Annotated in this window: 22 protein-coding genes; 13 read left to right on the plus strand and 9 right to left on the minus strand. The window is 71.7% G+C overall.

Annotation, left to right across the window (positions count from 1 at the left end):
- The first annotated feature begins 320 nt into the window (after positions 1-320).
- Positions 321-743, plus strand: coding sequence for a TOBE domain-containing protein (locus MXD60_RS21440; RefSeq protein ID WP_248821130.1), 423 nt, complete (start codon positions 321-323; stop codon positions 741-743).
- A 103-nt stretch (positions 744-846) separates the two neighbouring features.
- Here MXD60_RS21440 and MXD60_RS21445 read toward each other — a convergent pair whose 3' ends face one another.
- Positions 847-2,370 (minus strand): catalase, encoded by a 1,524-nt coding sequence (locus MXD60_RS21445; protein ID WP_248821156.1) that lies wholly within the window; start codon positions 2,368-2,370, stop codon positions 847-849.
- A 406-nt stretch (positions 2,371-2,776) separates the two neighbouring features.
- On the opposite strand from MXD60_RS21445, the gene MXD60_RS21450 reads away from it, so the two are divergent.
- The 3 genes from MXD60_RS21450 (at position 2,777) to MXD60_RS21460 (ending at position 4,946) form a co-directional block, all read left to right on the plus strand.
- Positions 2,777-3,793, plus strand: coding sequence for a DUF8616 domain-containing protein (locus MXD60_RS21450; protein ID WP_248821131.1), 1,017 nt, complete (start codon positions 2,777-2,779; stop codon positions 3,791-3,793).
- Complete coding sequence (locus MXD60_RS21455; RefSeq protein WP_248821132.1) at positions 3,790-4,197, plus strand: hypothetical protein; 408 nt, start codon at positions 3,790-3,792, stop codon at positions 4,195-4,197. The genes MXD60_RS21450 and MXD60_RS21455 overlap by 4 nt, the downstream gene beginning before the upstream one ends.
- Positions 4,198-4,259: 62 nt before the next feature.
- Entirely contained in the window at positions 4,260-4,946 is a 687-nt protein-coding gene (locus MXD60_RS21460) for an endonuclease V (RefSeq protein WP_248821133.1), read from the plus strand.
- A 39-nt stretch (positions 4,947-4,985) separates the two neighbouring features.
- Here the strand turns inward: MXD60_RS21460 and MXD60_RS21465 are convergent, their stop codons facing one another.
- Entirely contained in the window at positions 4,986-7,028 is a 2,043-nt protein-coding gene (locus tag MXD60_RS21465) for a glycoside hydrolase family 26 protein (protein ID WP_248821134.1), read from the minus strand.
- A gap of 167 nt (positions 7,029-7,195) precedes the next feature.
- Here MXD60_RS21465 and MXD60_RS21470 point away from each other — a divergent pair, with 167 nt between their 5' ends.
- From MXD60_RS21470 to MXD60_RS21490, 5 genes are all read left to right on the plus strand, one after another.
- Positions 7,196-8,095, plus strand: coding sequence for a helix-turn-helix domain-containing protein (locus MXD60_RS21470; protein WP_248821135.1), 900 nt, complete (start codon positions 7,196-7,198; stop codon positions 8,093-8,095).
- A 43-nt stretch (positions 8,096-8,138) separates the two neighbouring features.
- On the plus strand, positions 8,139-8,531 hold the full coding sequence (locus MXD60_RS21475) for a VOC family protein (protein WP_248821136.1): 393 nt from the start codon (positions 8,139-8,141) through the stop codon (positions 8,529-8,531).
- 324 nt (positions 8,532-8,855) lie between these two features.
- Positions 8,856-9,215 (plus strand): hypothetical protein, encoded by a 360-nt coding sequence (locus tag MXD60_RS21480; RefSeq protein ID WP_248821137.1) that lies wholly within the window; start codon positions 8,856-8,858, stop codon positions 9,213-9,215.
- A 255-nt stretch (positions 9,216-9,470) separates the two neighbouring features.
- Positions 9,471-9,926, plus strand: coding sequence for a carboxymuconolactone decarboxylase family protein (locus tag MXD60_RS21485; RefSeq protein ID WP_248821138.1), 456 nt, complete (start codon positions 9,471-9,473; stop codon positions 9,924-9,926).
- A 7-nt stretch (positions 9,927-9,933) separates the two neighbouring features.
- Positions 9,934-10,899: a sigma-70 family RNA polymerase sigma factor gene (locus MXD60_RS21490; protein WP_248821139.1), complete on the plus strand. Its 966-nt coding sequence runs from the start codon at positions 9,934-9,936 to the stop codon at positions 10,897-10,899.
- A gap of 562 nt (positions 10,900-11,461) precedes the next feature.
- Here the strand turns inward: MXD60_RS21490 and MXD60_RS21495 are convergent.
- The 5 genes from MXD60_RS21495 to MXD60_RS21515 form a co-directional block, all read right to left on the minus strand.
- The gene (locus MXD60_RS21495) at positions 11,462-12,925 is read right to left on the minus strand and encodes an aldehyde dehydrogenase family protein (protein WP_248821140.1); all 1,464 of its coding nucleotides are present in this window, start codon (positions 12,923-12,925) and stop codon (positions 11,462-11,464) included.
- Positions 12,925-14,016, minus strand: a complete 1,092-nt coding sequence (locus MXD60_RS21500) for an AMP-binding protein (RefSeq protein ID WP_248821141.1) — start codon at positions 14,014-14,016, stop codon at positions 12,925-12,927. The genes MXD60_RS21495 and MXD60_RS21500 overlap by 1 nt, the downstream gene beginning before the upstream one ends.
- A 170-nt stretch (positions 14,017-14,186) precedes the next feature.
- Positions 14,187-15,434: a cytochrome P450 gene (locus MXD60_RS21505; RefSeq protein ID WP_248821142.1), complete on the minus strand. Its 1,248-nt coding sequence runs from the start codon at positions 15,432-15,434 to the stop codon at positions 14,187-14,189.
- 255 nt (positions 15,435-15,689) lie between these two features.
- Complete coding sequence (locus tag MXD60_RS21510; RefSeq protein WP_248821143.1) at positions 15,690-16,721, minus strand: bile acid:sodium symporter; 1,032 nt, start codon at positions 16,719-16,721, stop codon at positions 15,690-15,692.
- Positions 16,722-16,970: 249 nt separating this feature from the next.
- Positions 16,971-17,816 (minus strand): TetR/AcrR family transcriptional regulator, encoded by an 846-nt coding sequence (locus tag MXD60_RS21515; protein WP_248821144.1) that lies wholly within the window; start codon positions 17,814-17,816, stop codon positions 16,971-16,973.
- 67 nt (positions 17,817-17,883) lie between these two features.
- Here MXD60_RS21515 and MXD60_RS21520 point away from each other — a divergent pair, with 67 nt between their 5' ends.
- Both MXD60_RS21520 and MXD60_RS21525 read left to right on the plus strand, forming a co-directional pair.
- Positions 17,884-18,882: an efflux ABC transporter ATPase subunit, DrrA-related gene (locus MXD60_RS21520; RefSeq protein WP_248821145.1), complete on the plus strand. Its 999-nt coding sequence runs from the start codon at positions 17,884-17,886 to the stop codon at positions 18,880-18,882.
- A gap of 100 nt (positions 18,883-18,982) precedes the next feature.
- Positions 18,983-19,762 carry an ABC transporter permease gene (locus tag MXD60_RS21525; RefSeq protein ID WP_248821146.1) on the plus strand — a complete coding sequence of 260 codons (780 nt, stop codon included), beginning with the start codon at positions 18,983-18,985 and terminating at the stop codon, positions 19,760-19,762.
- Here MXD60_RS21525 and MXD60_RS21530 read toward each other — a convergent pair.
- Together MXD60_RS21530 and MXD60_RS21535 are read right to left on the minus strand one after the other, a co-directional pair.
- On the minus strand, positions 19,690-20,640 hold the full coding sequence (locus tag MXD60_RS21530) for an IclR family transcriptional regulator (protein WP_248821147.1): 951 nt from the start codon (positions 20,638-20,640) through the stop codon (positions 19,690-19,692). The two genes, MXD60_RS21525 and MXD60_RS21530, sit on opposite strands and share 73 nt — an antisense overlap.
- 55 nt (positions 20,641-20,695) lie before the next feature.
- The gene (locus tag MXD60_RS21535) at positions 20,696-21,175 is read right to left on the minus strand and encodes a hypothetical protein (RefSeq protein ID WP_248821148.1); all 480 of its coding nucleotides are present in this window, start codon (positions 21,173-21,175) and stop codon (positions 20,696-20,698) included.
- Positions 21,176-21,295: 120 nt separating this feature from the next.
- Between MXD60_RS21535 and MXD60_RS28990 the strand changes: the two genes are divergently transcribed.
- The gene (locus tag MXD60_RS28990) at positions 21,296-21,424 is read left to right on the plus strand and encodes a hypothetical protein (RefSeq protein WP_283098752.1); all 129 of its coding nucleotides are present in this window, start codon (positions 21,296-21,298) and stop codon (positions 21,422-21,424) included.
- Between the two features lie 292 nt (positions 21,425-21,716).
- Entirely contained in the window at positions 21,717-21,839 is a 123-nt protein-coding gene (locus MXD60_RS21545) for a hypothetical protein (protein WP_248821157.1), read from the plus strand.
- Positions 21,840-21,985: the final 146 nt, after the last annotated feature.

A 21,985-nucleotide genomic window follows, 5' to 3' on the forward strand; every position in this document is an offset into this window, starting at 1 on the left:
CCCGCCGCCGGGCGGGGGGGGGGGGCGGGGGGGGGGGGCGCCCGCGCGCCCCCCGCCCCCCCCCCCCCCCCCCCCCCCCCGGCTCGCGGTCACGCCACGTCGTCCGGCCGAGCACGTCACCGCGTTTGCCTCGCATAAAACGGGCAACCATTCCTGATACGCGGCCCGACGGCCCGGGAAATGCCGCCGTCGCGGGCCACGGATGATTCTCGCAAGTTGTCGTCCAAACCTCATTCCGACCCGGGCGCGGTGAACTCCCCGTGCACCCGGGTAGAAGGCGTGTGAGAATTCGGAGAATCCAAGGAACGGAGTGTGGAACGATGAGCCTGAGCATCCGTAACCGGCTGTCCGGTACTGTCAGCGGGATCACCGCCGGTGCCGTCATGAGCACCGTGACCGTCGATCTCGCGGGTGGTCAGACGGTCACCGCCGCCGTGACCGGCGAGGCCGTCAAGGAGCTCGGTATCGGTATCGGCTCGCCGGTCGACGTCCTGGTGAAGTCCTCCGAGGTGGCGCTCGCCCTCGGAGAGATCAGCGGGATCAGCATCCGCAACCAGCTGCGCGGCACGGTGTCGAGCCTGGACAACGGCGGCGCCATGTCCGTCGCGCACGTCGCCCTCGACGGCGGCGGCGAACTGACCTCCGCGATCACCCTCGCCGCCGCGACGGACCTCGAGCTGCGCACCGGCCTGCCCGTCACCGCGCTGGTGAAGTCGACCGAGGTCGCGCTCAGCACCGTCTGAGCGAGGCACCACCTGGTCAGTTCATGGTCTGATCCGCCACACCTTCAGACAGACGGTGTGACGCCCGATGCCGTCGGCCCCGGCCGACGGCATCGGGCCGAGGTCAGGCCTTCGCCTGGGCGGAGCCGCGGGCCGGGTTCGCCTGGGCGGCGGCCTTCGGGTCGGTGAGGTCCTGCTTCGCGCGGACGCCCTGCTCGACCCGGGTGCCGAGGTCCTTGTCGACGTTGTGCCAGTACTCGAAGGCGCGCACGAGGACCGGTTCGCTGACCGCGTTGAGCAGGTGGCCGACGATGTTGTCGACGAGGCGGGCGCGGGCGTCGTCGTCGAGCACGTCGCGCACGAGCGTGCCGGGTTGGCCCCAGTCGTCGTCCTCCGGGCGGGGGGTGTAGGCGGCGCGGACCATCTCGCCGTCGGAGTACCACAGCCCACCGTCGTCGGTCAGCGCCGGCTGGGCCGCCGGGCCACCGTAGGAGTTCGGCGCGTACACCGGGTCGGTGACGTTCTGGACCCGCATCGCCCCGTCCTTGGAATAGCTGTGGACGGGCACCTTCGCCGAGTTCACCGGGATCTGCTTGTAGTTCACGCCGAGCCGCGCGCGGTGTGCGTCGGAATAGCTGAACCCGCGGGCCAGCAGCATCTTGTCCGGGGAAAGACCGGTGCCAGCGACGACGTTGTTCGGTTCGAACGCTGCCTGCTCGATCTCGGTGTGGTAGTCGGTGACGTTGCGGTTCAGGGTGAGGCGGCCGACCTCGTGCAGCGGGTAGTCGCTGTGCGGCCAGACCTTGGTGAGGTCGAAGGGGTTGAACCGGTAGGTCTTCGCCTCCTCGAACGGCATGATCTGCATCTTCAGCGTCCAGCTCGGGAAGTCTCCGTCGCGGAGGTGCTCGTACAGGTCACGCTGGTGGTAGTCGGTGTCGATCGCCGCCATCTGGTCGGCCTCGTCCTGGGTGAAGCACTCGACACCCTGATCGGTCTTGAAGTGGTACTTCACCCAGAACCGCTCGCCGGCGGCATTGATCCACATGTAGGTGTGGCTGGAGTAGCCGTTCATGTGGCGCCAGGTCCGCGGAATACCGCGGTCCCCCATCAGCCAGGTCACCTGGTGGGCGGATTCCGGCGACAGCGTCCAGAAATCCCACTGCATGTCATGGTCACGAAGGTTGTTGTCCGAACGGCGCTTCTGCGACCGGATGAAGTGCTGGAACTTCATCGGATCCTTGATGAAGAACACCGGCGTGTTGTTGCCGACGATGTCCAGATTGCCCTCGGACGTGTAGAACTTCACCGCGAAGCCGCGCGGGTCCCGCCAGGTGTCCGGGCTGCCCCGCTCGCCGGCCACCGTCGAGAACCGGATCAGCACGTCGGTCTTCGCCCCGGGTGCGAACACCGCCGCCCTTGTGTATGCGCTGACGTCCTGGGTCACCTCGAACGTGCCGAACGCGCCGCCGCCCTTGGCGTGCGGCTGCCGCTCCGGGATGCGCTCCCGGTTGAAGTTCGCCATCTGCTCGATCAGGTAGTGATCCTGAAGGAGCAGCGGCCCGTTCGGTCCGACGGACAGCGAATGCTCGTCGCTGGCGACGGGTATCCCCGCGTCGGTGGTAGTCGGACGACGCTCCTGTGCTGTCACCACGAACTCCTCATCCTGCCGGCGTCTCACGGTCGGGTCGACCCTCACCGGCACTCCCCCGATCGGACCTGCCGCCCGCCGCCATGCGACGGGCCGCCGCGTCCGACCTGGCCCGATCCCACCCCGGTCGGGCTCCACGCCACCCGGCCGGGCCAGGTGGGGCCAGGCCGGATCGCGACCGTAGGTAGTGCCGCTCAGTTCGCCTACCCGCCCCACGGGGCCACACACCCGCGTACCACTATCAGTCTCCCATCACCACACGTGAGAGCGCCATCACCGCAAGTACACGCGAGCCGAGGCCCACGGCGCGACTGATCACCCACCCCGCCGAGGGCCGGCCGGGCACGAACCAGCCCAGAGCGCACATCGACGTCTAAGCGTGGCCATACTGGCACGGTGAGCGCCGATGTCTCGTGACCTGCCAGGCGGCAACCACGACCATCCCGAACGTGCGCCCGCGACGAGCGACAGCCCAGAGGCTTCGTCCATCGAGGCGAAGATGGCCGCCCTCGAACGTCGCGCCCTCGGCGGGGGAGACTCCTACACGGATCCCGGTGTTCCCAGCAGGAACGTGGACGTCGTCGAAGGCCTCCCGGCGCCGGGGCGCGCCAATCACGATGCGGGGCGCGAGCGGATCCACACCAAACTGGACGCGCTGGAACAACGCGGCCCCGACGGCCCGGCGGCGTTCCGTCCGCCAGGTTCCGAGACCGCACAGGCCGGGCGGGAGTCCCCCCTCGAAGCAAAACTCGCGAAGCTTGCGCCGGAGACATCCGAACCCGAACTGGCCCGGAACCCGACGCCGCGTCCCGCCGGGCGCGAGGCCGTACTGAACGCGAGACCGCTCGACTCCCACGCCGGACAGCGGGCCGAGGTGGGTGAAGGGCCGCGGGAAAGAGCCTGGTGGAAGCCCGCACGGGATGAACGTCGAGACAACTCCCCGGATGGTCCTGAGCCGCTCGACAAGCGGCTGTCCGCGATCTATGAGGCGAGTGTGGAAACCCGCGCGGGCCGCGCCTTCTTCGAGCCCGGCGATGATATTGTCCTTTCGGCCGTCAGAGTCGAGCCCGAGCGGGGGTTCTACACCGCGGACCTGCACGGATCGCCGTCCTCTTTTCATGTTGGCGAGGAAAGGCTGGACGCACAGGATCTCAGTGCCCTGATCCGAGCGGACGAACGCTGGAACGGCCAGCCGGTGAAGTTGCTCTCCTGCGAGACCGGCCAGGGTGAGACACCGATCGCGCAGGAGGTGGCCGACGAGCTCCGGGTTGATGTCCTTGCCCCGACCGAGCTCGCCTGGGTCAACAGACGCACAGGTGAAGTGACCTCAGGCTCGGGCCATGTCGACGACGAGGGTATCCTGTGGCCAAATCTACCGTACGACGGAAGCTGGCAGCTCTTTCGACCAGATGAGGAGACATGACACCCCCGGACGCCACCAGACCGAGAATTGCCCGCGTTTTCGAGAAGGTCGCTGGCAACCCCAGCTTCGACACTCATGAGCATCTCTCGGATGACGAGACGAAGGACCGGGTTCTGCGTTACCTGAACTCCGGACCGATTGTCCTGCGGACTACCGGGCGCACCGATGACGTCGTCGATCCGTCCAGGGGAAAGGTCGTGCCGGTCAGTTTCCGTACCGATGGCACCTGGATCTGGACCGACTCGGTCGCCTACTATCTCGGCTCGTACGGATTCGGACCCGAGCCTGAACTGCTCGCCCACATCCGCGGTCAGGGATACGTCTGTCACCCGCCCACCGAGGAGCAGTTGATCGCCGCGGACGACGTTCTCCAGGAACGTATGCGCGCCGGCAGGCAACGATAACTTGCACCGCCGCCCCGGAACAGGGTCCGGTGCAGCGGTACGCGATGGCCAGGAGGGCGGCGGTGAAGCGCGTCGGGGATACCGAGATGCAGCGGACCGAGACGCTGCAAGGCGAACTGCGCAGGCTGGTCCGGGCTGACATCCCGGGGCCGCACGACGTGGTCACGGTCGCCGGTCTCGACGTCGCCTATGACTCCAGGTCCGACCTGGTCGCCGGGGCGGTCGTCGTGCTCGCCGCGCCGGCCTGGGAGGTGGTCGCCTCGGCGACGGTGGTGGGGCGGGCGGCGTTTCCGTACGTGCCGGGGCTGTTGTCGTTCCGGGAACTGCCGGCGCTGCTCGACGCCTGGGCGGAACTGCTCCCGCAGCTGGCCGCCCCGCCCGACCTGCTGGTGTGCGACGGGCACGGTATCGCGCACCCGCGCCGGTTCGGGTTGGCCTGCCATCTCGGCGTCACCCTCGACCTGCCGACGATCGGCGTGGCCAAGACTCCGTTCGTCGGCCGGCACATCGTGCCCGGCGCGCGGCGCGGCGAGCGGACGCCGATCGTCCTCGACGGCGAGCCGGTCGGCGCGGCGCTGCGCACCCGCGACGGCGTCCGGGAGGTCTACCTCTCCGTCGGCCACCGCACCAACCTCGACGACGCCTGCCGTCGCGTCCTGGACCTGTGCCCCACATATCGGCTGCCGGAGACGACCCGGGCCGCCGACCAGCTCAGCCGGCGCGCGCTGAGCGACCATCTTTCTCCCTGACCGCGGCGGGGCCCCGGCCGCGGTGCCGGTCCGGGCGGCCTACGGCTGCGCCAGGACCGTGGCTGGATTGCGCCAGAGGGTCGTGTAGCGGCCGGCGGCATTCGGATTGCGGTAGACGCAGCCGGTCGAGAACGGTCGGAACAGGTTCGAGCCGACGTTCCCGGGGTCGCAGTTGTTGAAATACGCCTCGTAGAGGAAGCCCTGGCCGGCGCGGGCAGCCATCCAGTCGTGCATCCACTGGATGTAGTCGGCACTGTCGCCGCCGCCGTTGCCGTCGGAGCCGGGCGCCACCCCCCATTCGCCGATGCCGAACTGCTTCCCGTGGGCCCGGGCGAAGTTGTACAGCCAGGTGATGCCGCCGACCGCGTTCGCCTGACTGTTGAAGGACGGCAGGTCCGGCGACGGCGGGTAGTGGTCGTAGGCGTCGATGCCGATGCTGTCCACGTAGGCGTCACCGGGGTAGAGATCCGTCGGGTTGTGGCTCGGCGGAAGCTGGGAGTAGTGGGCGTTGATGGTCCAGTCGAGAACCGGGTCCGGGTTGGCCGTGGCCCTGATCGCGGTCGCGGCGCGACGCCAGCAGTCCACGTAGTTGGCGGCGTTGTAGGCGGACCACTGGAACCAGTTGCCGTTGGCCTGCCAGCCCAGCCGGATGATCGAGTTCTGCCGGCCGGTGCTGTTCAACGTGGTGCCGAAGGTGCGCCAGTACGCGTCGTAGTCACCGGCGGCGCAGGCCGCCAGCGAGGATCCCGAGTTCTCCGGGAACAGCGGGACGGAGATGAGCAGGCGGCCGGGCCAGCCGGCGAAGTTCTGCTCCGCGAACGAGGGCTGCACGATCGACCCCCAGCTGTCCCTGGCCACATAGACGTGGGCGAGGTCGCAGAGACTGCCGCGGGTGGCACAGAACTGGTCCACGGACGCCGGGTTGAGCAGCGGATCGCCGTTCACCCCCGACAGCCACGGCAGCCCGGACCGGTTGTTCCCCGGCGTGGGCGGCGGCAGCGGATCCACGGGCGACGACGTCGTGGCGACGACGGCCCGGTCAAACCCGGTGACGGTGCTGTCGGAAGCGGGGTTGCGCTGGCCGGTGTTGAGGATCTGCACGATGTGCGAGCCGCTGCTGAGATTCGAGGAGGAGAACAACAAGGCCACACTGGACGTGGGCGCATAGGTGTCGATGGTGGTGGTCAGGCCGAAGTCGACGGAGATCGACGCGATGCCGCCATGGCGCTCCTTGATCCCGTAGACGCTGACCTGCGTTCCGGTGAAGCGGATGGTCGCGCTGGAGCCGCCGGCCGTCGAGTACCGGAAGCTGTTGTTGGGGCTCGCCGGGACGCATCCACCGCACGCCAGCCAGTTGCCCGTGTAGGTGATCTGGTTGGGACCGGTGCCGATGGTGCCGTCCTCGATTGTGCTGGTCGTCATGTCCTGCCCCGGCGGGGCTGTGTCGGTGAGGGCCTCCACCCGGTCGAAACCGATGACGGTGGCGGTCGAGGACGGATTGCGCTGACCGATGTTCGTCAGCGTCGCCGTATGGGTGCCGTTGGCGAGCACCGGCGAGTTGTAGAGCAGCGCGGATTCCGAGGTGAACCTGAAGGTGTCGATCGTGGTGGAGGTCGAGCCGTCAATACTGACGGTGGCCAGGCCGCCGCTGCGCTCCTGGATCCCGTAGATTCTGAACTGCGTTCCGGTGAAGCGGACGGTCGCGCTCGCGCCCCCGGCCGTCGAATACCGAAAGCTGTTGTTGGGCGTGGCCGGCGAGCATCCGCCGCACAGCGTCCAGGTCCCGGAGTAGGTGACCTGGTTCAGGCCCGTGCCGACAGCGGTGTCCTCGATGGTGGCGTTCACCACCGCGGCGGCCCGGGCCGGCGCGGCGGCCCCGAACGCGGCCGTGACCGCCGCCACCACCAGCACCAGCCGTAGCGCCGCCGTGGACGACCTGGCCGGTCCCCGAGCCGCGCGCGGGCGATTCCGGGAGGTGAGGAAGGATCCAGGCCGGCGCCGAGGATCCAGCCGGCGCCGGATTCCGCCGCCGGGGCCGCCGTACGGCGAACCTCCTGGATCTTCCGTACGTTCAGCGTGCATTCTCGCGTCCTCCTTCCGCCTCCTGGGGGCGGCCCGGCCAGACACGGGCGGCGCCTTATGGCCAGCGGCCCGACCGTAACGGCAGGTGCCATTCTTTTACGTATGGCGATGCCCATAGGGAGAGTCGGCCTGTTCGGCCGGATAGCGCCGGAAACCAGGTTTCGGCGGTGCTCTCCGCCGTCGCCGTCACGTTCTCCGCGCCAGACACCGAGACGGTCAGCCCGGTGCTGCCGGGCGGCTACGGTGGAAGGGTGGTGATGAGGCGCGCGGCGGACCCCCGCCTGGACTCGGTGGTCGCCGGCCTCGGCTACTCACGCGGGCAGTTCGCGCACGCCCGGGAGCTGGCCCTGCCGACGGGCGGGGTGCAGCTGCTCATCAGTCTGTCCACCGACGTGCTGGAGGCCTGGGACGCGGACGATCCGCGGGTGTCGTCCCGCACCGGCGCCGCGGCGCTGCAGGGGCCGACGGACCGGCCGATCCTCCTCGATCCGGCGACGCAGCGGGAGATCGTGTGGGTGGCGTTCCGTCCCGGCGGCGCCTGGCCGTTCTTCCCCGTCGACGGCGCCGATCTACCGCGCCGCCTGGTCGATCTCGGCGACCTGTGGGGGCGAACGGGGTCGGAGCTGCGGGAGCGGCTGCGCGCCGCCGCGGGCCCCGACGCGGCGCTGGCCCTGCTCGAACGGACGCTGTTGGACCAGGCGATCCGCCCCGTCGAAGCGGATCCGGCGGTGCGCCGCGCGGCCGAGGCGCTGCACGCCGGGACACCGGTCGCGGCGACGGCGGACCTGCTGGGATGGACCCCGCGCCGGCTGAACAGGCAGTTCACGGCGCGGATCGGCCTGGCACCGAAGCGGTTCAGCCGCGTCCGCCGGTTCCAACGGCTCCTGCACGCCGCGGCGGCCGCCGGTCACGGCGCGGACCCGGACTGGGCGCGGCTGGCGGTCGACTGCGGCTACTACGACCAGGCGCATCTGATCAACGACTTCCGCGCCCTGTCGGGGCTCACTCCCGGCGCCTGGCGCCCGCGCTCCCCCGACGCGCCGAACCACGTGCCGCGCGGCGACTGATTCCTCCAATCCGGCGCCGGTCCGCGCGGGCACGATGCCAGGCATGCAGACGATTTCCAGCGCCTACCCCCGGCTCGTCGTGCGCGGCGCGACCGAGGCCCTCGCCTTCTACCGGGACGTCTTCGGCGCCGACCCGACCGAGCGGCACACCGACGACGCGGGTCGCGTGGTCCACGCCGAGATGGTGCTCGCCGGCGCGCGCCTCGCGGTCAAGGACGAGGACGACGGCGACCCCTCACCCGCCAGCCTCGGCGGCACCCCCGTCGTCATGGCCGTCGAACTGGCCGACCCGGACGGCGTCGCGGCGACGATGCTGGCCCGCGGCGCGACCGTCATCCACCCGATCACCGACCATCCCTACGGCCGCGCCGGCCGCCTCGCCGACCCCTTCGGCCACCAGTGGATGCTTCTGCGCCCGTCGGTCACTGGCCGCTAACGGGACCTGAGCGCAAAGGAGAACGTCACCGAGAATGCCATACAGGTACTCGCGCCCGAGCTGTTCTTCAACGCTATCCGGTAAATTCCCGGCGCGCGATAGGTGTGACTCGCGACAAAGATCTGCCCGGGCGGCCCACCGTAGATGGTTTTGGAGGTACTGGTCCCGTCGCCCCAGGAGACGATTTCCCCGAACGCACAGCCGGCCGAGTTTCCGTTGTTGAGGAAATAGACCTCGACGGTGCTCTCAGTGCTTTCGCAGTGTGTGACGCCGTCGTAGACGAAGCTGCATTTTTCATCGCTTACGTCTGCGCCGGTGTCGAGGGTGAACGACCTGGGACTCGGGCTGTCGGTCGTCCTGCTCGGGGTCGGGGTCGGGGTGGGGGTCGGGGTGGGGGTCGGGGTCGGGGTCGGGGTCGGGGAGGTCGGGGACGGCGCAGGAGGCGACGTCCCGCCTGGCGGCGTGAAGCCGGGTGAGCTGGTGGCGGTCGGGCTGCTCCCGGCGCCGGTCTCGATCAGTCTGGGTTGGGAGGTCAGCACGCCGGTCAGGGCAGCGCCGATCACGGCCGCGACGATGGTGGCGACCGCCGGCACGATGATGTGCGGATTTCGCCACCACGGCACGTTGGATGGTCCAGGCATTCGCTTCGTCCCCCACCACGAACCCAACCTGCACGCAGCGTAGCAGAGCGGGCGGATACGACGGATCTCCCGCCCGCCCGGGCGATCGCGCCCGAAAGGCGCCGTCATCCAGGAGACCGGGCTGCCGATCTGCCGGCACATCGGCTTCAACACCCAGCTGGAGAACCTCGCGAAGCGCGATCCGACCCGCAGCGCATCAAGGTCACCGTCACATCGACGCGGCGCCGCGGGTCAGTACGGGTGAGGGGGCGCGTCCGCAACGGACGCGCCGTACCGTTCACCCACGGAGGTAATGATCATGGAGACACGGATGCGCAATCCGGCGGTCGTGATCGCGCAGGCGTGGCCGGCGGTCGCCGCGCTGAACGCCGCGAGCGAGGACGGCGGGGTCCCCGCGGCGACACTGGCGCTGGTCCACCTGCGGGTCAGCCAGGTCAACGGCTGCGGGCCGTGTGTCGACGCCGGTTTCCGCGACGCGGTGAAGGCCGGCGAGACCGTCGAACGGCTCGGCGCCGTCGCCGCCTGGCGCCAGACCGGCTACTACACCCCGGCGGAACGAGCCGCCCTCGCGCTCGCCGAGGCCGCGACCCGGCTCAGCGACCGCCCCGACCCGGTGCCGGACGACATCTGGGAGGCCGCCGCCGCGCACTTCGACGAGCGCGGTCTCGCCGCGCTGGTCCTGAAGATCGCGACGACGAACGTGTTCAACCGGTTGAACGTCGTCACCGGCCAGCCGGCCGGTTCCTGGGACTGAGCGGCCGGTGACGACCGAGCACCCGGCGGGGACCGGACGTCCGACGGAGGCCGGGTGCTCGGCGGACGGGCGGGACCTGCTCGCCCGGCGGTTCGAGGAGCACCGGGCACACCTGCACGCGGTCGCCGTGCGGATGCTCGGCTCCGCGCACGAGGCCGACGACGCCGTGCAGGACGCCTGGCTGCGTCTCGACCGCGCGGACGCCGAGGACGTGGCGAACCTGGGCGGCTGGCTGACGACGGTGCTCGCCCGGGTCTGCCTGAACCGGCTGCGGGCCCGCCGCAGCCGCCCGGAGGAACCCGTCGGCGTGCACGTGCCCGATCCGGTGGTGCTCCCGCACGGCGTCGCCGGCCCCGAGGAGCAGGCCCTGCTCGCCGACTCGGTGGGGGCGGCGCTCTTCGTCGTGCTCGACACGCTCGCCCCCGCCGAACGGCTCGCGTTCGTGCTGCACGACCTGTTCGGCCTGCCCTTCGACGAGATCGGGCCGACGCTCGACCGCACCCCGGCGGCAGCCCGGCAACTGGCCAGCCGCGCCCGTCGCCGGGTGCGTGGCGGGCAGTCCCCGCCGGACGACACCACGACCGGCGCGGCCGGGCGGGAGATCGTGGCCGCCTTCTTCGCCGCCGCGCGCGGCGGCAGGTTCGACGAGCTCGTCACGCTGCTGCATCCCGACGTCGTCCTGCGGGCCGACGGCGGGCCCGCCCGGGCGCCGGCGACTGCGGTCGTGCGCGGCGCGGCGGCTGTCGCCCGCCGGGCGATGATGTTCGCCCAGCCCGCCGCCCAGGTACACCCGATGCTGGTCAACGGCACCGCGGGCGTGGTCATCACGGTGGGCGGCCAGCCCGTTTCCGTGATGGCGTTCGAAACGTCCGGCGGTCGCGTCACGGCCATCCAGGCCCTGGTCGACCCCACCCGACTCGGCCGCCTGCACCTGCCCGACCTCGCCCCGGCCGTCGAGGGGGAAGCCGGGTAGACGGAGCGGGCCGGACACGAGACGCCCCGGAACGGTCGCGCCAGTTCACTGTCCACGAAGGTGCACGGGTGCACGGGTGCACGGGGCGGACGCGGCCCGAACCCACGCCACGTGGATCCGGTCGGCCGCCCGTTCCGGGCAAACCACCGCTCCTCAGGACGCTGGCGGAGGTGCGTCGCTGTTTCACCAGCGATGGGACGACCAGCTCGATAACCTGCGGCCGCACGGGAACATTCGGTAGACGGGGGATACACGACATGTCCGGCATTTCAGGTCTTCACTCGACTTCTGCGTTACCCACAGACGGAAGGTCACGAGTGTTCGCTTCACCGCCAGGGGATTCTCCACCCGGGTCGGTTTCGAAAGCCAGACCCCGGGCCCCTGGGGCCCGGTCATCGACAGGATCCGAATCTGCAGGTTCGCCTGCCCACCGCCCGGAAGCGGCCTGGTCCACTGGCTGGTTCCGGACGCATCCTGACGCCCTGGGCACGGGCCGAAGGGCGCTGACACGAACGGCCGGCCGGACGTTCCGGCCGGCCGGGTGTCGGCGTCGGAGTGCGGGTCAGTCCGTCGGCGGCACCGGCTCGGACGTCGACCGGGGGACGTCCGAGCGGATCATGCCCTTGGTGCGCATGAGGTGTTCGGCGAGGTAGCCGTCGTGGGGGACGCCGGGGCGCAGCCAGGTGGTGGGGTGGTCGCCGAGGTAGAGGTTGGTGATCGACGGCTCGTCGAGCAGGGCGTCGATCAGGTCGGCGCGGGTGGTCATCGCGGTGAGCACGAGGGTGTCGCGCAGCGGGGCGACGCCGTCGGCGGGTGACCAGGGGCCGACCCAGACGCACGGGAACGGCAGCTCCACGCCGAGCTGCGGGGCCCGGGCCGCGTCGACGAGGTGCACGGCGGGACGCAGCACGGCGCCGCCGCCGGGCAGTTCGTCGACGATGCTGTCGCCGCCGAGCAGCGCCCGGGCGTCCCCGGCGACCTGGTGCAGGTAGCTGTCGACCGCGCGCGCCGCGGCGACGGGCTGGACGGTGAGGATCGCGTCGGGATGCTCCGGCGACAGGCTCGGTACCCGGCCGAGGCGTTCGGCGAGGGCGGCGGCCAGCGGCTCCGGGTCGCCCTCGACGAGCACGGCGGTGGTGCAGGTGCAGGCCGTCCCGCCCAGGTGGCTGACGGAGTCGGCGATGATGTCGATCTTCTCGCGCCAGTCGACGTCGGCGGTCACGAGGATCTTCGACCGGCCGGGGCCCTGGGTGAGCACGGTGGGGACGGCGCCGTACTTGTCGACGACGTCCTGGCCGCCGTAGACGATCGCGAAGTCGGACTCGTGGATGAGGATGTCGGCGACGTCGTGGTCGGTGGGCAGCAGGGTCACCGTCGCCGGGGGGAAGCCGGCCTGGCGCAGCGCCTCCACGAGCCGGAACGCGGTGTACGGCTCCCGCGACGACGGGCGCACCACGACCTTGTAGCCAAGCGCCAGCGCCTCCGGCCACAGGCCGTGAACCGCCGGGGTGTTGCCCGCGGCGTGCACGGCGAAGAGGTCACCCCGGCGGGTCCACACCGCCGAGCCGGCCACCGTGCGCTCGTCGCGCCAGGCGTCGACGGCGCCGTTCGGCCTGGCCAGCGCCATGGTGTGCCGCTGCGAACGCAGCACGTCGGTGATCCATTCGACGCCCACGCTCACGACCGCGCGCGGCACCCCGGAGGCGGTCGAGACGAGCTGGAGATACCCGTCGAGGTCGAATCCGCCGATCGTCGCGGTCGCGAACAGCTCCGCCGCCCGGTCGAGCGCGTCGAGTCGGGCCGCGATCGGCAGCACCGGCGCGGCCCGCATGGCCGCCAGCGTCCGGCGGACGTACAGCGCGGGCACCTGGCTGATCTCGCCGACCGGCGCGCCGGAAAGCGCGCTCAGCGGCGCCCGCCGCCGGCTGCGGTAGGGACCATCCGGGCCCAGCGCGTCGATCTGCACATCCGCGCCGGTCTGCTCGGCGTTCTGGTCCGCGACGGCTGCCTGCACGGGTGTGGACATCAGTAGACCCCCTCGATCACGGTGGTGTCACCGAAGGTGGCCACCGGGCCGACGTCGGCCACCGAGCAGCCGAACCAGCCGGCCGGCGGCTCGATGCTCATCGCGTGGTCGCGTTCCAGGTTGTTCGGGATGAGCGCGTACTTCGTCAGGTGGTTCATGACGACCTGCCCGCGTTCCCCGAACGCCACGTCCTCGCCGGTTTCCGGGTCGACGACCCGGAAGACGATGTACGGGCTGGGCGGGTCGAAGGCGGCGAGACCGTCGGCGCGTTCGACGTCGCGTTCCCGGGACATTCCGAGAATGGTGGTGCTGCCGTACAGGCCCTTGAGCGGAATGCCCGGGAAGATCTCCGTCTGGAAGATCTCACGGGTGTCGGCGTCGAGGTGCGCGCCGCTCCAGCAGAGGTAACGGACGTCCTTGCGAATGGTCTCGACCAGGTCGTTGCGCCGGGTGAGGCGTTCGAGCAGCGGCGGAGTGGTGATGAGAATGCCGACCGTCTGGGTGCTGAGAATGTGGGCCGCCTGGTCGACGACGTGCTCGACGTAGCGTTCCGACTCGGCGGCGTCGCCGCGTTCGAGCAGCTTCTTGATCCAGCGTGGGTCGAGGTCGACGGCGAACAGCATGCCGTCGTGGCGCCGCGCCCGGCGGCGGGCGAACTCCCCGAACATGTGCGGCCCGCTGGGCCCGACGAGCAGGACGTTCGCGGTGCCGAGCGCGGCGTAGTGGGACTCGTCCCAGCCGAGCGCGAACTCCATCCAGCGGTCGAACATGACGAAACGCTTGGGCAGGCCGGTGGTGCCGCCGGACTCGTAGACGCCGGCGATGACGCGGTCGGCGCCGGTGAGCCCGCGTGGCACCAGGTCCTCGACCGGCACCGCGCGAAACTCGTCGACGACGTTCGGGAAGCGCCGCAGGTCCCCGAAGGTGCGGACGTCGTGGATCGGGTCGAAGTCGAGGCTCTGCGCGCGACGCAGCCAGAAGGGGCTGCCGGTCTCCACCGAGAAGTGCCAGCGCATCAGGGCGCGGAGGTACTCCTCGGGGTCGACGGGTGGTCGGTCCGGTTCGGGAAGGTCAAGAAGGTCGAAGCTCATGCGCTGCCTCCGCGGGCGCGTCGGATCGCCGGCATCGTCCCGCGCCGGCGCCCGCATCGTCGCCGATCTTTCGGCGTTCACGCGGCCGCTGCACGTGCAACCGATTGCACCATTGGAATCTCTGCGCGCGTTCTTCTACTGGAAACGGAACGGCCTTCTTCCCGCCCTGTTCAGCGGGACAGTCGTAGTGGTAGCGAGCGCACGCCCCGGATGACAATCTGCTCACGAAAGGTGACGTCGCCGTCGGCGAGCGAAAACGAGCCGACGCGGCTCAGCAGCGCCCGGAAGGCCAGCTCCGCTTCGACGCGGGCGAGCGGCGCGCCGAGGCAGTAGTGGATACCGGCCCCGAAGCCCAGGTGGCGCCGCGCCCGCCCGCCACCGGCAAACCGGCCCACCCGGAACCGGTCGGGCTCGTCGAAGGCATCCGGATCGCGGTTCGCCGCCCCCACGGCGACGATCACACCGTCGCCGCGGGCGAACGCGCGCCCGCCGATCTCCGCATCGCCCAGGATGGTGCGGCCGATGAACTGGATCGGCGCGTCATAGCGCAGCATCTCCTCCACCGCCGGGCCGACCAGGGCGGGGTCGGCGCGCAGGGCGGCGAGCTGGTCGGGGTTGCGCACCAGCGCGAGAATGCCGCCGCCGAGCAGGTTCACGGTCGTCTCGTAGCCGGCTACCAGCAGCAGCGTGCACAGTTCGAGCAGTTCCCGCTCGGACAGCGCGTCGCCGTCGTCGTCATGGATCGCGACGAGCCGGCTGAGCAGGTCGTCCCGCGGCTGCACGCGGCGACGGGCGATGAGCTCGCGAAAGTAGTCGTCGAAGGCGGTCGTGGCGTGGTTGCGGGCGGCGTTCTCCGCCGGGGTGAGCAGAGGGCGCGGGTCGAGCCCCCTGGTCAGCGCGTCGGCCCAGCCGCCGAACTCGGCTTCGTCGGCCTCCGGGACGCCGAGCAGGCGGCACATCACCCGCAGCGGCATCGGCCGGGTCAGCGCTGTGACCGCGTCGACCTCCCCCGCCTCGAGGGCGTCGTCGAGCAGCGCGTTGACCGTGGCGGTGATGTGCGGGACGAGCGCGGCGACGACGGACGGCGTGAACGCCCGGCCGACCAGGCGCCGGAGCCGGCCGTGGTCCGGCGGGTCGGCACGCAGCAGCGACCCGAGGCCGTCCTCGACCTTGCCGCGGAAGGCGACCCCGTCGCGATAACCGTGGCCGAACGCGGGATGCGCGAGCATCGCGGCGCCCTCGGCGTGGCCCGTGACGAGCGTGACGGGACCGCCGGCGAGCTCACCGTCCAGGAACGTTCCCGCCCGGCGCACCACTTCGTAGCACGGATAGGGATCGGGAAGCCGACTGGCCGCCAGCGCGGACAGGATTCCGGTGAACTGCCACCCCGACGTTTCCGGCTCGACCACGGCGGTCATCAGCGCCCCTTCTCGGTTGTCCGCAGCATCGCGACCGACGGGAGGACCCCGGGCCACCAGCCGCTCCGACGGCCGGGGCCCATTCTGGCACCGCCGGTGAGCGGAATTCTGACCACAGATGAACGCACGGCGAAGTCACCACCCGCGAAACAGCTTTTCCTCTCGACGATTGGCGGGACCGATCGGTCGATCGCAGCTACGTCCGTTCACACCAAGGGTCGAGCCAACGCGTTCCCTGCTCGTGCGCTACCCGGATCATCCCGGTTCGATCGAATGCTCCACCGTCGGGCCGGCGGCCGGCAGCAGACGCGGAATCAGGTGCACATAGACCACCATTCCGAGTACCTCGACAAGGGTCTGGGTGACCACGGCGACCGCGCCGATCGCGAGCTCCGCGGGCAGCGCGAGCGCGAGCGGGAGGACGACGAGGGAGTTGCGGGCGGCGCCGCTGAACACCACCGCCCGGCTCGCCGGCACGTCGAGCCGGAACGCCCGGGCCACCCCGGCCCCGGCGCCTGCCATCACCAGCAGGAACAGCACATAGAACGGCGCCACGCGGGCGAGGTCGCCGAGACCGCCGCGCAACCTCGGCACCTGCGAGGCGACGACGACCAGCAACGTCGCGACCATCAGCGGCACCATCGCCGCGCCGGCCACCCGGGTCGCGACGAGGCCACCGGCCCGCCGCACGGCCCAGGCCTGCGCCAGCCAGGCACCCGCCAACGGCACGACGATCAGCAGTGCGAACGCCCGCAGAAACGGACCCGCGCCGACCACCCCGCCGAACCCGGGGCCGAGAAACGCCACCAGGTACACCGGCAGCAGCAGGAACTGGACGACGAGCAGCAGCGGCGTCACCGCGAGCACCTGACGGGCCCGCGCCCCGGCGAGCCCGCTGAACACGACCACCCAGTCGACGCACGGGCAGAGCAGCACCAGCAGCACCCCGAGCCGCACCGCCCGCTCCCCCGGCAGGAACGGGAACATCGCCGCCACCACCGCCGGCACCACCACGAAGTTCACCACCAGCACCGCGGCAACGAACCGCCCGGCCCGCAGCGACCGGGCCAACTCCGCGGCGGGCACCTGCAGAAACGTCACGAACAGCAGCCCGGCCAGCACCGGGCTGATCGCCCGCTCACCGGCCGTGCCCACCGCGGCGGCGGCCCGCCCGACGACGACACCCACGCCGATCGTGGCCAGGTAGAGCGCGACCTGCCGACGCTCCAACGCCGCCGCGATCCCCTCGGCCCGGCACGCCACCCGCTCGCCGACTCCCTGCGTCATCCCGCCCATCCTGACCCATCGGCTGCGTGTCCACGATCGTTTCGGGTAGCACGGTCACTGACCGCAACTAGTAGGCAGCCCGATTCGTCCGATGTCTGCGTGCCAGGGGGACCGCCGTGGTCCTTCTGTATGGCTTCACGTCTGGTTTGAGCGTTCTCCATCACTCCGCAGGATGGTTTTCTCGGTTCCGTCGGGCCAGGCGGAGTCTTGTCGTGTTCATAGCCTGAGCGGCGCAGCGGTACCGCTCCCCTACCGGGCGTGACGGGCGATCATGGCGGCGACGCCGTCGAGGATGGTGTCGACGCCGAGGAGGAACTCGTCGCGTTCGTCGAAGCCGCTCGGGTCGTCGCCGATGCCGCCGGACCAGGCGATCGCGTGCAGCCGGGGAAAGCGCTCGGCGTCGACCAGTTCCCGCAGCAGGGTCTCGTACGTCCACGCCGGTGGCGGCGGGCTGCCGCCGCCGGCGTCGTGGATGTCACCGGCGTGGTCACCGTTCGCCGCGGCGGGCGGGCCGTCGTCGTTGGCCGCTGACCCCGCGGCAGCGGCGGCCGCGCGGGCGGCGTCGTGGGCCATCCGCGCCTCGCTCAGGGTGTAGGAGCTGAGCAGGCCGATCACGCGGAGCTTCTCGACGTCGGGCAGGTCGGTGTCGTCGAAGGCCGCGAGGCCGAGCTCGACGAAAATCATCGAGTTCGGCGCCAGCGGGGGCGCGGCCAGCGGCATCTGGGTGATCCACGGATGGCGGTCGATCATCTCGCGCTGCACGAGCGCCCAGCATCGCAGCCGTTCGCGCCACGACTCGCCCCGCAGTTCCAGGGTCTCGACGCCGAGGGCGCTGGCGTTCCACATGAGCTGGAGCAGCTCGTCCTTGTTGGCGATGTGCCGGTAGAGCGACATCGTCGTGAAGCCCAGCGCCCTGGCGACGCGGGCCATCGACACGGCCTCCAGACCCTCGGCGTCGGCGAGCCCGATGGCCGTGGTGACGATCGCGTCCACCGACAGCCCGGGACGCGGGCCTCGACCGCCGGCGGCGCGGCGGCCCCAGAGCAGTTCGAGGCCCGGCGGCAGCGGTCGCGGCGGTGTCGCCTCGCCGCTCACGCGCGTCTCGTCCACGGCCCGAGAATACGACTGGACAGAATTTGTGTATGCCGTATACCGTTTGTCTATGCCATACACAGTTGTTGCGGAGGGGATCCGCAAGTCCTTCGGCGGGCGGGCGGTACTCGACGGTGTCGACCTCACCCTCGAGCGGGGATCGGTGCTCGGCCTGCTCGGCCCCAACGGCGCCGGCAAGACCACGCTGGTGCGCATCCTGGCCACGCTGGTCCGCCCCGACGGCGGGCGCGCGACGATCGCCGGCCACGACCTGGCCGCCGACCCGGTCGGCGTGCGCGGCGTGATCAGCCTGACCGGGCAGTACGCGGCCGTCGACGACGTCCTGACCGGCCGGGAGAACCTGGAGATGATGGCCGGCCTGCTGCACCTGCCGCGTCGCGCCCGCCGGGCCCGGGTCGCCGAGCTGCTCGTCGAGTTCGGGCTCACCGACGCCCAGGACCGCCGGGTCGGGACCTACTCCGGGGGCATGCGCCGCCGGCTCGACCTCGCCGCGAGCATGATCAGGTGCCCGGAGCTGCTGTTCCTCGACGAGCCGACGACCGGTCTCGACCCGCGCAGCCGGGAGCAGCTCTGGCACACCGTGCGCCGCCTCGCCGAGCAGGCCGTCACGATCCTGCTCACCACCCAGTACCTGGAGGAGGCCGACCAGCTCGCCGACACCGTCGCGATGCTCACCGGCGGGCGGATCGTGGCCCGCGGCACGCCGGACGAACTGAAGTCCAGCCTCGGCGCCGAGATCGTCCGCCTGCGCTTCCCCGACGTCCGCGCCTTCCGCACCGCCCTCGCCGCCGGCGGCGCGACGCGTGCCGGTGCCGCCGCCGGCGCCCTGATCGCCGAGGACGCCGACGAGCAGGCCCTCACGATCGACATCGCCACCGACGGCTCCGCCACCCGACTGCGGGAGCTGCTCACCGCCGTCGCCGCCACCGGCGCCGCGTCCCCCCGGGTCTCGACGCACCGGCCGAGCCTCGACGACGTCTTCCTCTCCCTGACCGCCGCCGCACCTTCCACACCGGAGCCACGCCGCGTCCCGGAGCCCGCGCCGTGACCCGAGACCGCGCCGTGACCCGAGACCCTGCGTCGGCCCAGGACCCCGCCGCCCCGAGCCGGTCCGTTCCCGCCAGCATGTCCCGACAGGAGACCCGTCGATGAGCCTCGCCTACGCCGTCACCGACTCCCGCATCATGATCACGCGCTGCCTGCGGCGATCGCGGCGGGACCCGGAGGCGTTCTTCACCGCACTGATGTTGCCGATCATCCTGATGCTGCTGTTCGTCTACGTCTTCGGTGGCGAGCTGAAGGACTCCGGCTCCTACGTGGACTACGTCGTGCCGGGTCTGATCGTGCTGTGCGCCGGCTTCGGCGCGGGGACGACGGCGGTGGCGCTCGCCGCCGACATGGCCGGCGGCATCGTCGACCGGTTCCGGTCGATGCCGATCCGGGCGTCGTCGATCCTGCTCGGGCAGGTCGCGGCGAGCCTCACCCGCAACCTGTTGGCGACGGCGCTGGTCATCGGCGTCGGGCTCGGCATCGGCTGGCGGCCGACGACGTCGGTCTGGCACTGGCTGGGCGCCGCGGCGATGATCGTGCTGTTCATCCTGGCGCTGTCCTGGCTCGCGGCGGCGGTCGGCCTGCTCGCCGGCGGTCCCGAGGCGGCGAACTCGTTCACGTTCGTGCTGATGTTTCTGCCGTACGTGAGCACCGCCTTCGTGCCGACGCACACCATGCCGGCGGTGCTGCGCGGGTTCGCCGAGAACCAGCCGTTCACCCCGATCATCGAGACGATGCGCGGCCTGTGGATGGGCCACACCTCCACCGGCGCGTCGCTGGGCCACGAGGCGTGGATCGCCGTCGCCTACGGGCTGGGGATCCTCGCGGTGTCCTGGGCGGGCGCGACCTGGCTGTTCCGTCGCCGTTCCGCGGCCTGAGCGTCGTCCGCGGCGGATCGGGCGCCGGCGGCGCCGGGCGGGCGTCGCGTCGCACCGGGAGGGTCGGGTGGGATTCCCCCGGTCAGGCTGGTGACCTCGGCGGCGACCTCGACGAGCCGGCCGGCGGCCTGGCGCAGCTCGGCCCCGCTGAAATCACCGGGCAGGCCGGTGAGCGCGAGGGACGACGCGAGGGTGGCACCCGGGGACCACACCGGCGCGCTGATCCCGATGACCTGGAGCCGGCCGAGGGCGAGTTCGGTGTCGGTGACCTCGCGGGCCGAGCGGGTGGCGTCGGCGTCGCCGCGGGAGGTGAGGGTCGCGCTCCAGCCGCGGGCCCGCACGGCGCTCAGCGCGGCGGTCAGTTCGCGACGCCGCGCCGGCGTCAGCGCCGGGTCGGCGCGGTCCAGCCACTGGCCCCGGGTGGCGTCGTCCGCCCAGGCCACGTAGATCGGGCCGGCGGGCGCCCGCAGCGGGACGGCGGAGCCGGCGCGGACGGTCAGGCCGTACGGGTGGGGCACCCCGCGGGCGGCGGTGATGACGACCGCGTCGCCGTGGGGGGTGCCGGCCAGGGCGCTGGCCTGGAACTCGTCGCGCAGCCGCAGCAGCGCGGCGTCCAGCACGTCGGTGAGGGTGACGGCGCTGCCGGCGGCGCGCCCGAGGCCGAGCAGCTGCGGGCCGAGCCGGTAGTGCGGGCCGGGTTCGCGGCGCACGGCGAGCTCCTCGGCGCACAGCGCGAGCAGGACCGCCTGGCAGGAGGACCGGTGGATGCCGACCGCGCGGGCGATTTCCGAGAGTGACAGGTCGCGCTCGGGCGTCACGGCCAGCACCTTGAGGACCTGAGCTGCCCGTTGCACCGAGCGGACCGGCTGGGTCGGCATGGTTGACGCCCTTTCCTGGTCGTGCCTTATCTGTCTCGCGAACGGAACACTGTCTCTATTTATAGACACTCCCGGCGCCCGGACGACAGCGTTGACGACGCCCCGACCGCGCCTCGCCGTCGGCCTGCCCGTCGCGACCAGCCCCTACGGACCCGACGAGCAGCACCGGGTCGTCGAGCTGGCGAAAGCGGCCGACGGCGCCGGCATCGACACGGTCGCGCAGAGCGACCACGTGGTGCTGGGCGAGCGGCACGACCGTTACCCGTTTCGAGCGCCGCGCGCAGCTCCTCGACGACACCATCACCGCCTGCCAGGCCCTGTGGGCCCCCGGCGGTCCGGCCGCCGTCGACCTGCCCACCGTCGCGTTCGAGAAGATCTGGTGCGATCCGAGACCGGTCCGTCCCGGCGGCCCGGCGATCCTGTTCAGCGGCCCGATGACCAGGCGAAACCCGCGGCGCATCACCGAGCTCGGCGCCGGCTGGATTCCCATCATGGGCGAGTCGAGCGCCGGGGTGGCCGCCGGGGTCACCCGCATCCGCGAGGCGTGGGCCGCGGCCGGCTGCGGTGACCAGACCCCGCGGGTGCGCCACACGCTGGCGCCGCGGCGCGCGGCCAGCGGCGGCGGCCTGGACCTGGACCGCGCACCCTGGCCGGAGTGGGTGAGCTGGTCGAGGTCGGCGGCACCGAGGTGTCCGTGCCGGTCGCGGCGTTCGTGTCCGATCCGGACGCCGCCCCGGGCTGGGTCGCCGACCTGGGCGGACGGTGGGACAAGCTGTGGACGTGATCGCGCCCGGCGAGCGGCCAGGCCCGATCGCCGGGCGCTCCCAGGGTGACCCCGGCGACCGGCTGGCGCTGCGCGACCTGGTCGAGTGCTACGCCGGCGCCGTCGACGCCCGGGACGTCGCCCTGTTCGTCCCGCTGTTCACCGCCGCCGCCGTCGTCGAGGTCCACCGGTCCGACCGGGCCGCTCCATCTGGTCAAGTATGCCGGGGCGGCGATGACCGCCGGCGGGTCGATCGTCGCGACGCCGTCGGCCGCCGCGGCCGCACGGCGCGGCCGACGACACCGCGGCGGCGATCCGCTTCCTCGCCGGCCCGGAATCCTCCTGGATCACCGGCCAGCACCTCGCCGTCGACGGCGGCCACACCCTGCGCAGCTTCCCCGACCAGCTGGCGCTGAACCCCGCCGGGACCCCCTGAGGACGCCGTCCCGCCCCGCCGGGCGGGACCACCGGACGGCCCCCGCGGTCGGTTGAACACGCGCGGCGCGGGTACCTGCCCGTCGTCCGAAGGCGGTCCCGGCGCCCGGGGCCGGGCGCCGCCACGCCCGACCCCGTCACCCGCGG

Origin of the sequence: Frankia sp. AgB32 (assembly GCF_023243045.1) — a bacterium.
GTDB lineage: Bacteria > Actinomycetota > Actinomycetes > Frankiales > Frankiaceae > Frankia.

Coding starts and splice junctions, on each gene's coding strand:
- MXD60_RS21440 (WP_248821130.1), top strand. CDS start 321: ATGAGCCTGAGCATCCGTAACCGGCTGTCCGGTACTGTCAGCGGGATC.
- MXD60_RS21450 (WP_248821131.1), top strand. CDS start 2,777: ATGTCTCGTGACCTGCCAGGCGGCAACCACGACCATCCCGAACGTGCG.
- MXD60_RS21455 (WP_248821132.1), top strand. CDS start 3,790: ATGACACCCCCGGACGCCACCAGACCGAGAATTGCCCGCGTTTTCGAG.
- MXD60_RS21465 (WP_248821134.1), bottom strand. CDS start 7,028: ATGCACGCTGAACGTACGGAAGATCCAGGAGGTTCGCCGTACGGCGGC.
- MXD60_RS21475 (WP_248821136.1), top strand. CDS start 8,139: ATGCAGACGATTTCCAGCGCCTACCCCCGGCTCGTCGTGCGCGGCGCG.
- MXD60_RS21485 (WP_248821138.1), top strand. CDS start 9,471: ATGGAGACACGGATGCGCAATCCGGCGGTCGTGATCGCGCAGGCGTGG.
- MXD60_RS21495 (WP_248821140.1), bottom strand. CDS start 12,925: ATGTCCACACCCGTGCAGGCAGCCGTCGCGGACCAGAACGCCGAGCAG.
- MXD60_RS21500 (WP_248821141.1), bottom strand. CDS start 14,016: ATGAGCTTCGACCTTCTTGACCTTCCCGAACCGGACCGACCACCCGTC.
- MXD60_RS21505 (WP_248821142.1), bottom strand. CDS start 15,434: ATGACCGCCGTGGTCGAGCCGGAAACGTCGGGGTGGCAGTTCACCGGA.
- MXD60_RS21510 (WP_248821143.1), bottom strand. CDS start 16,721: ATGACGCAGGGAGTCGGCGAGCGGGTGGCGTGCCGGGCCGAGGGGATC.
- MXD60_RS21520 (WP_248821145.1), top strand. CDS start 17,884: ATGCCATACACAGTTGTTGCGGAGGGGATCCGCAAGTCCTTCGGCGGG.
- MXD60_RS21525 (WP_248821146.1), top strand. CDS start 18,983: ATGAGCCTCGCCTACGCCGTCACCGACTCCCGCATCATGATCACGCGC.
- MXD60_RS21530 (WP_248821147.1), bottom strand. CDS start 20,640: ATGCCGACCCAGCCGGTCCGCTCGGTGCAACGGGCAGCTCAGGTCCTC.
- MXD60_RS21535 (WP_248821148.1), bottom strand. CDS start 21,175: ATGCGGGTGACCCCGGCGGCCACCCCGGCGCTCGACTCGCCCATGATG.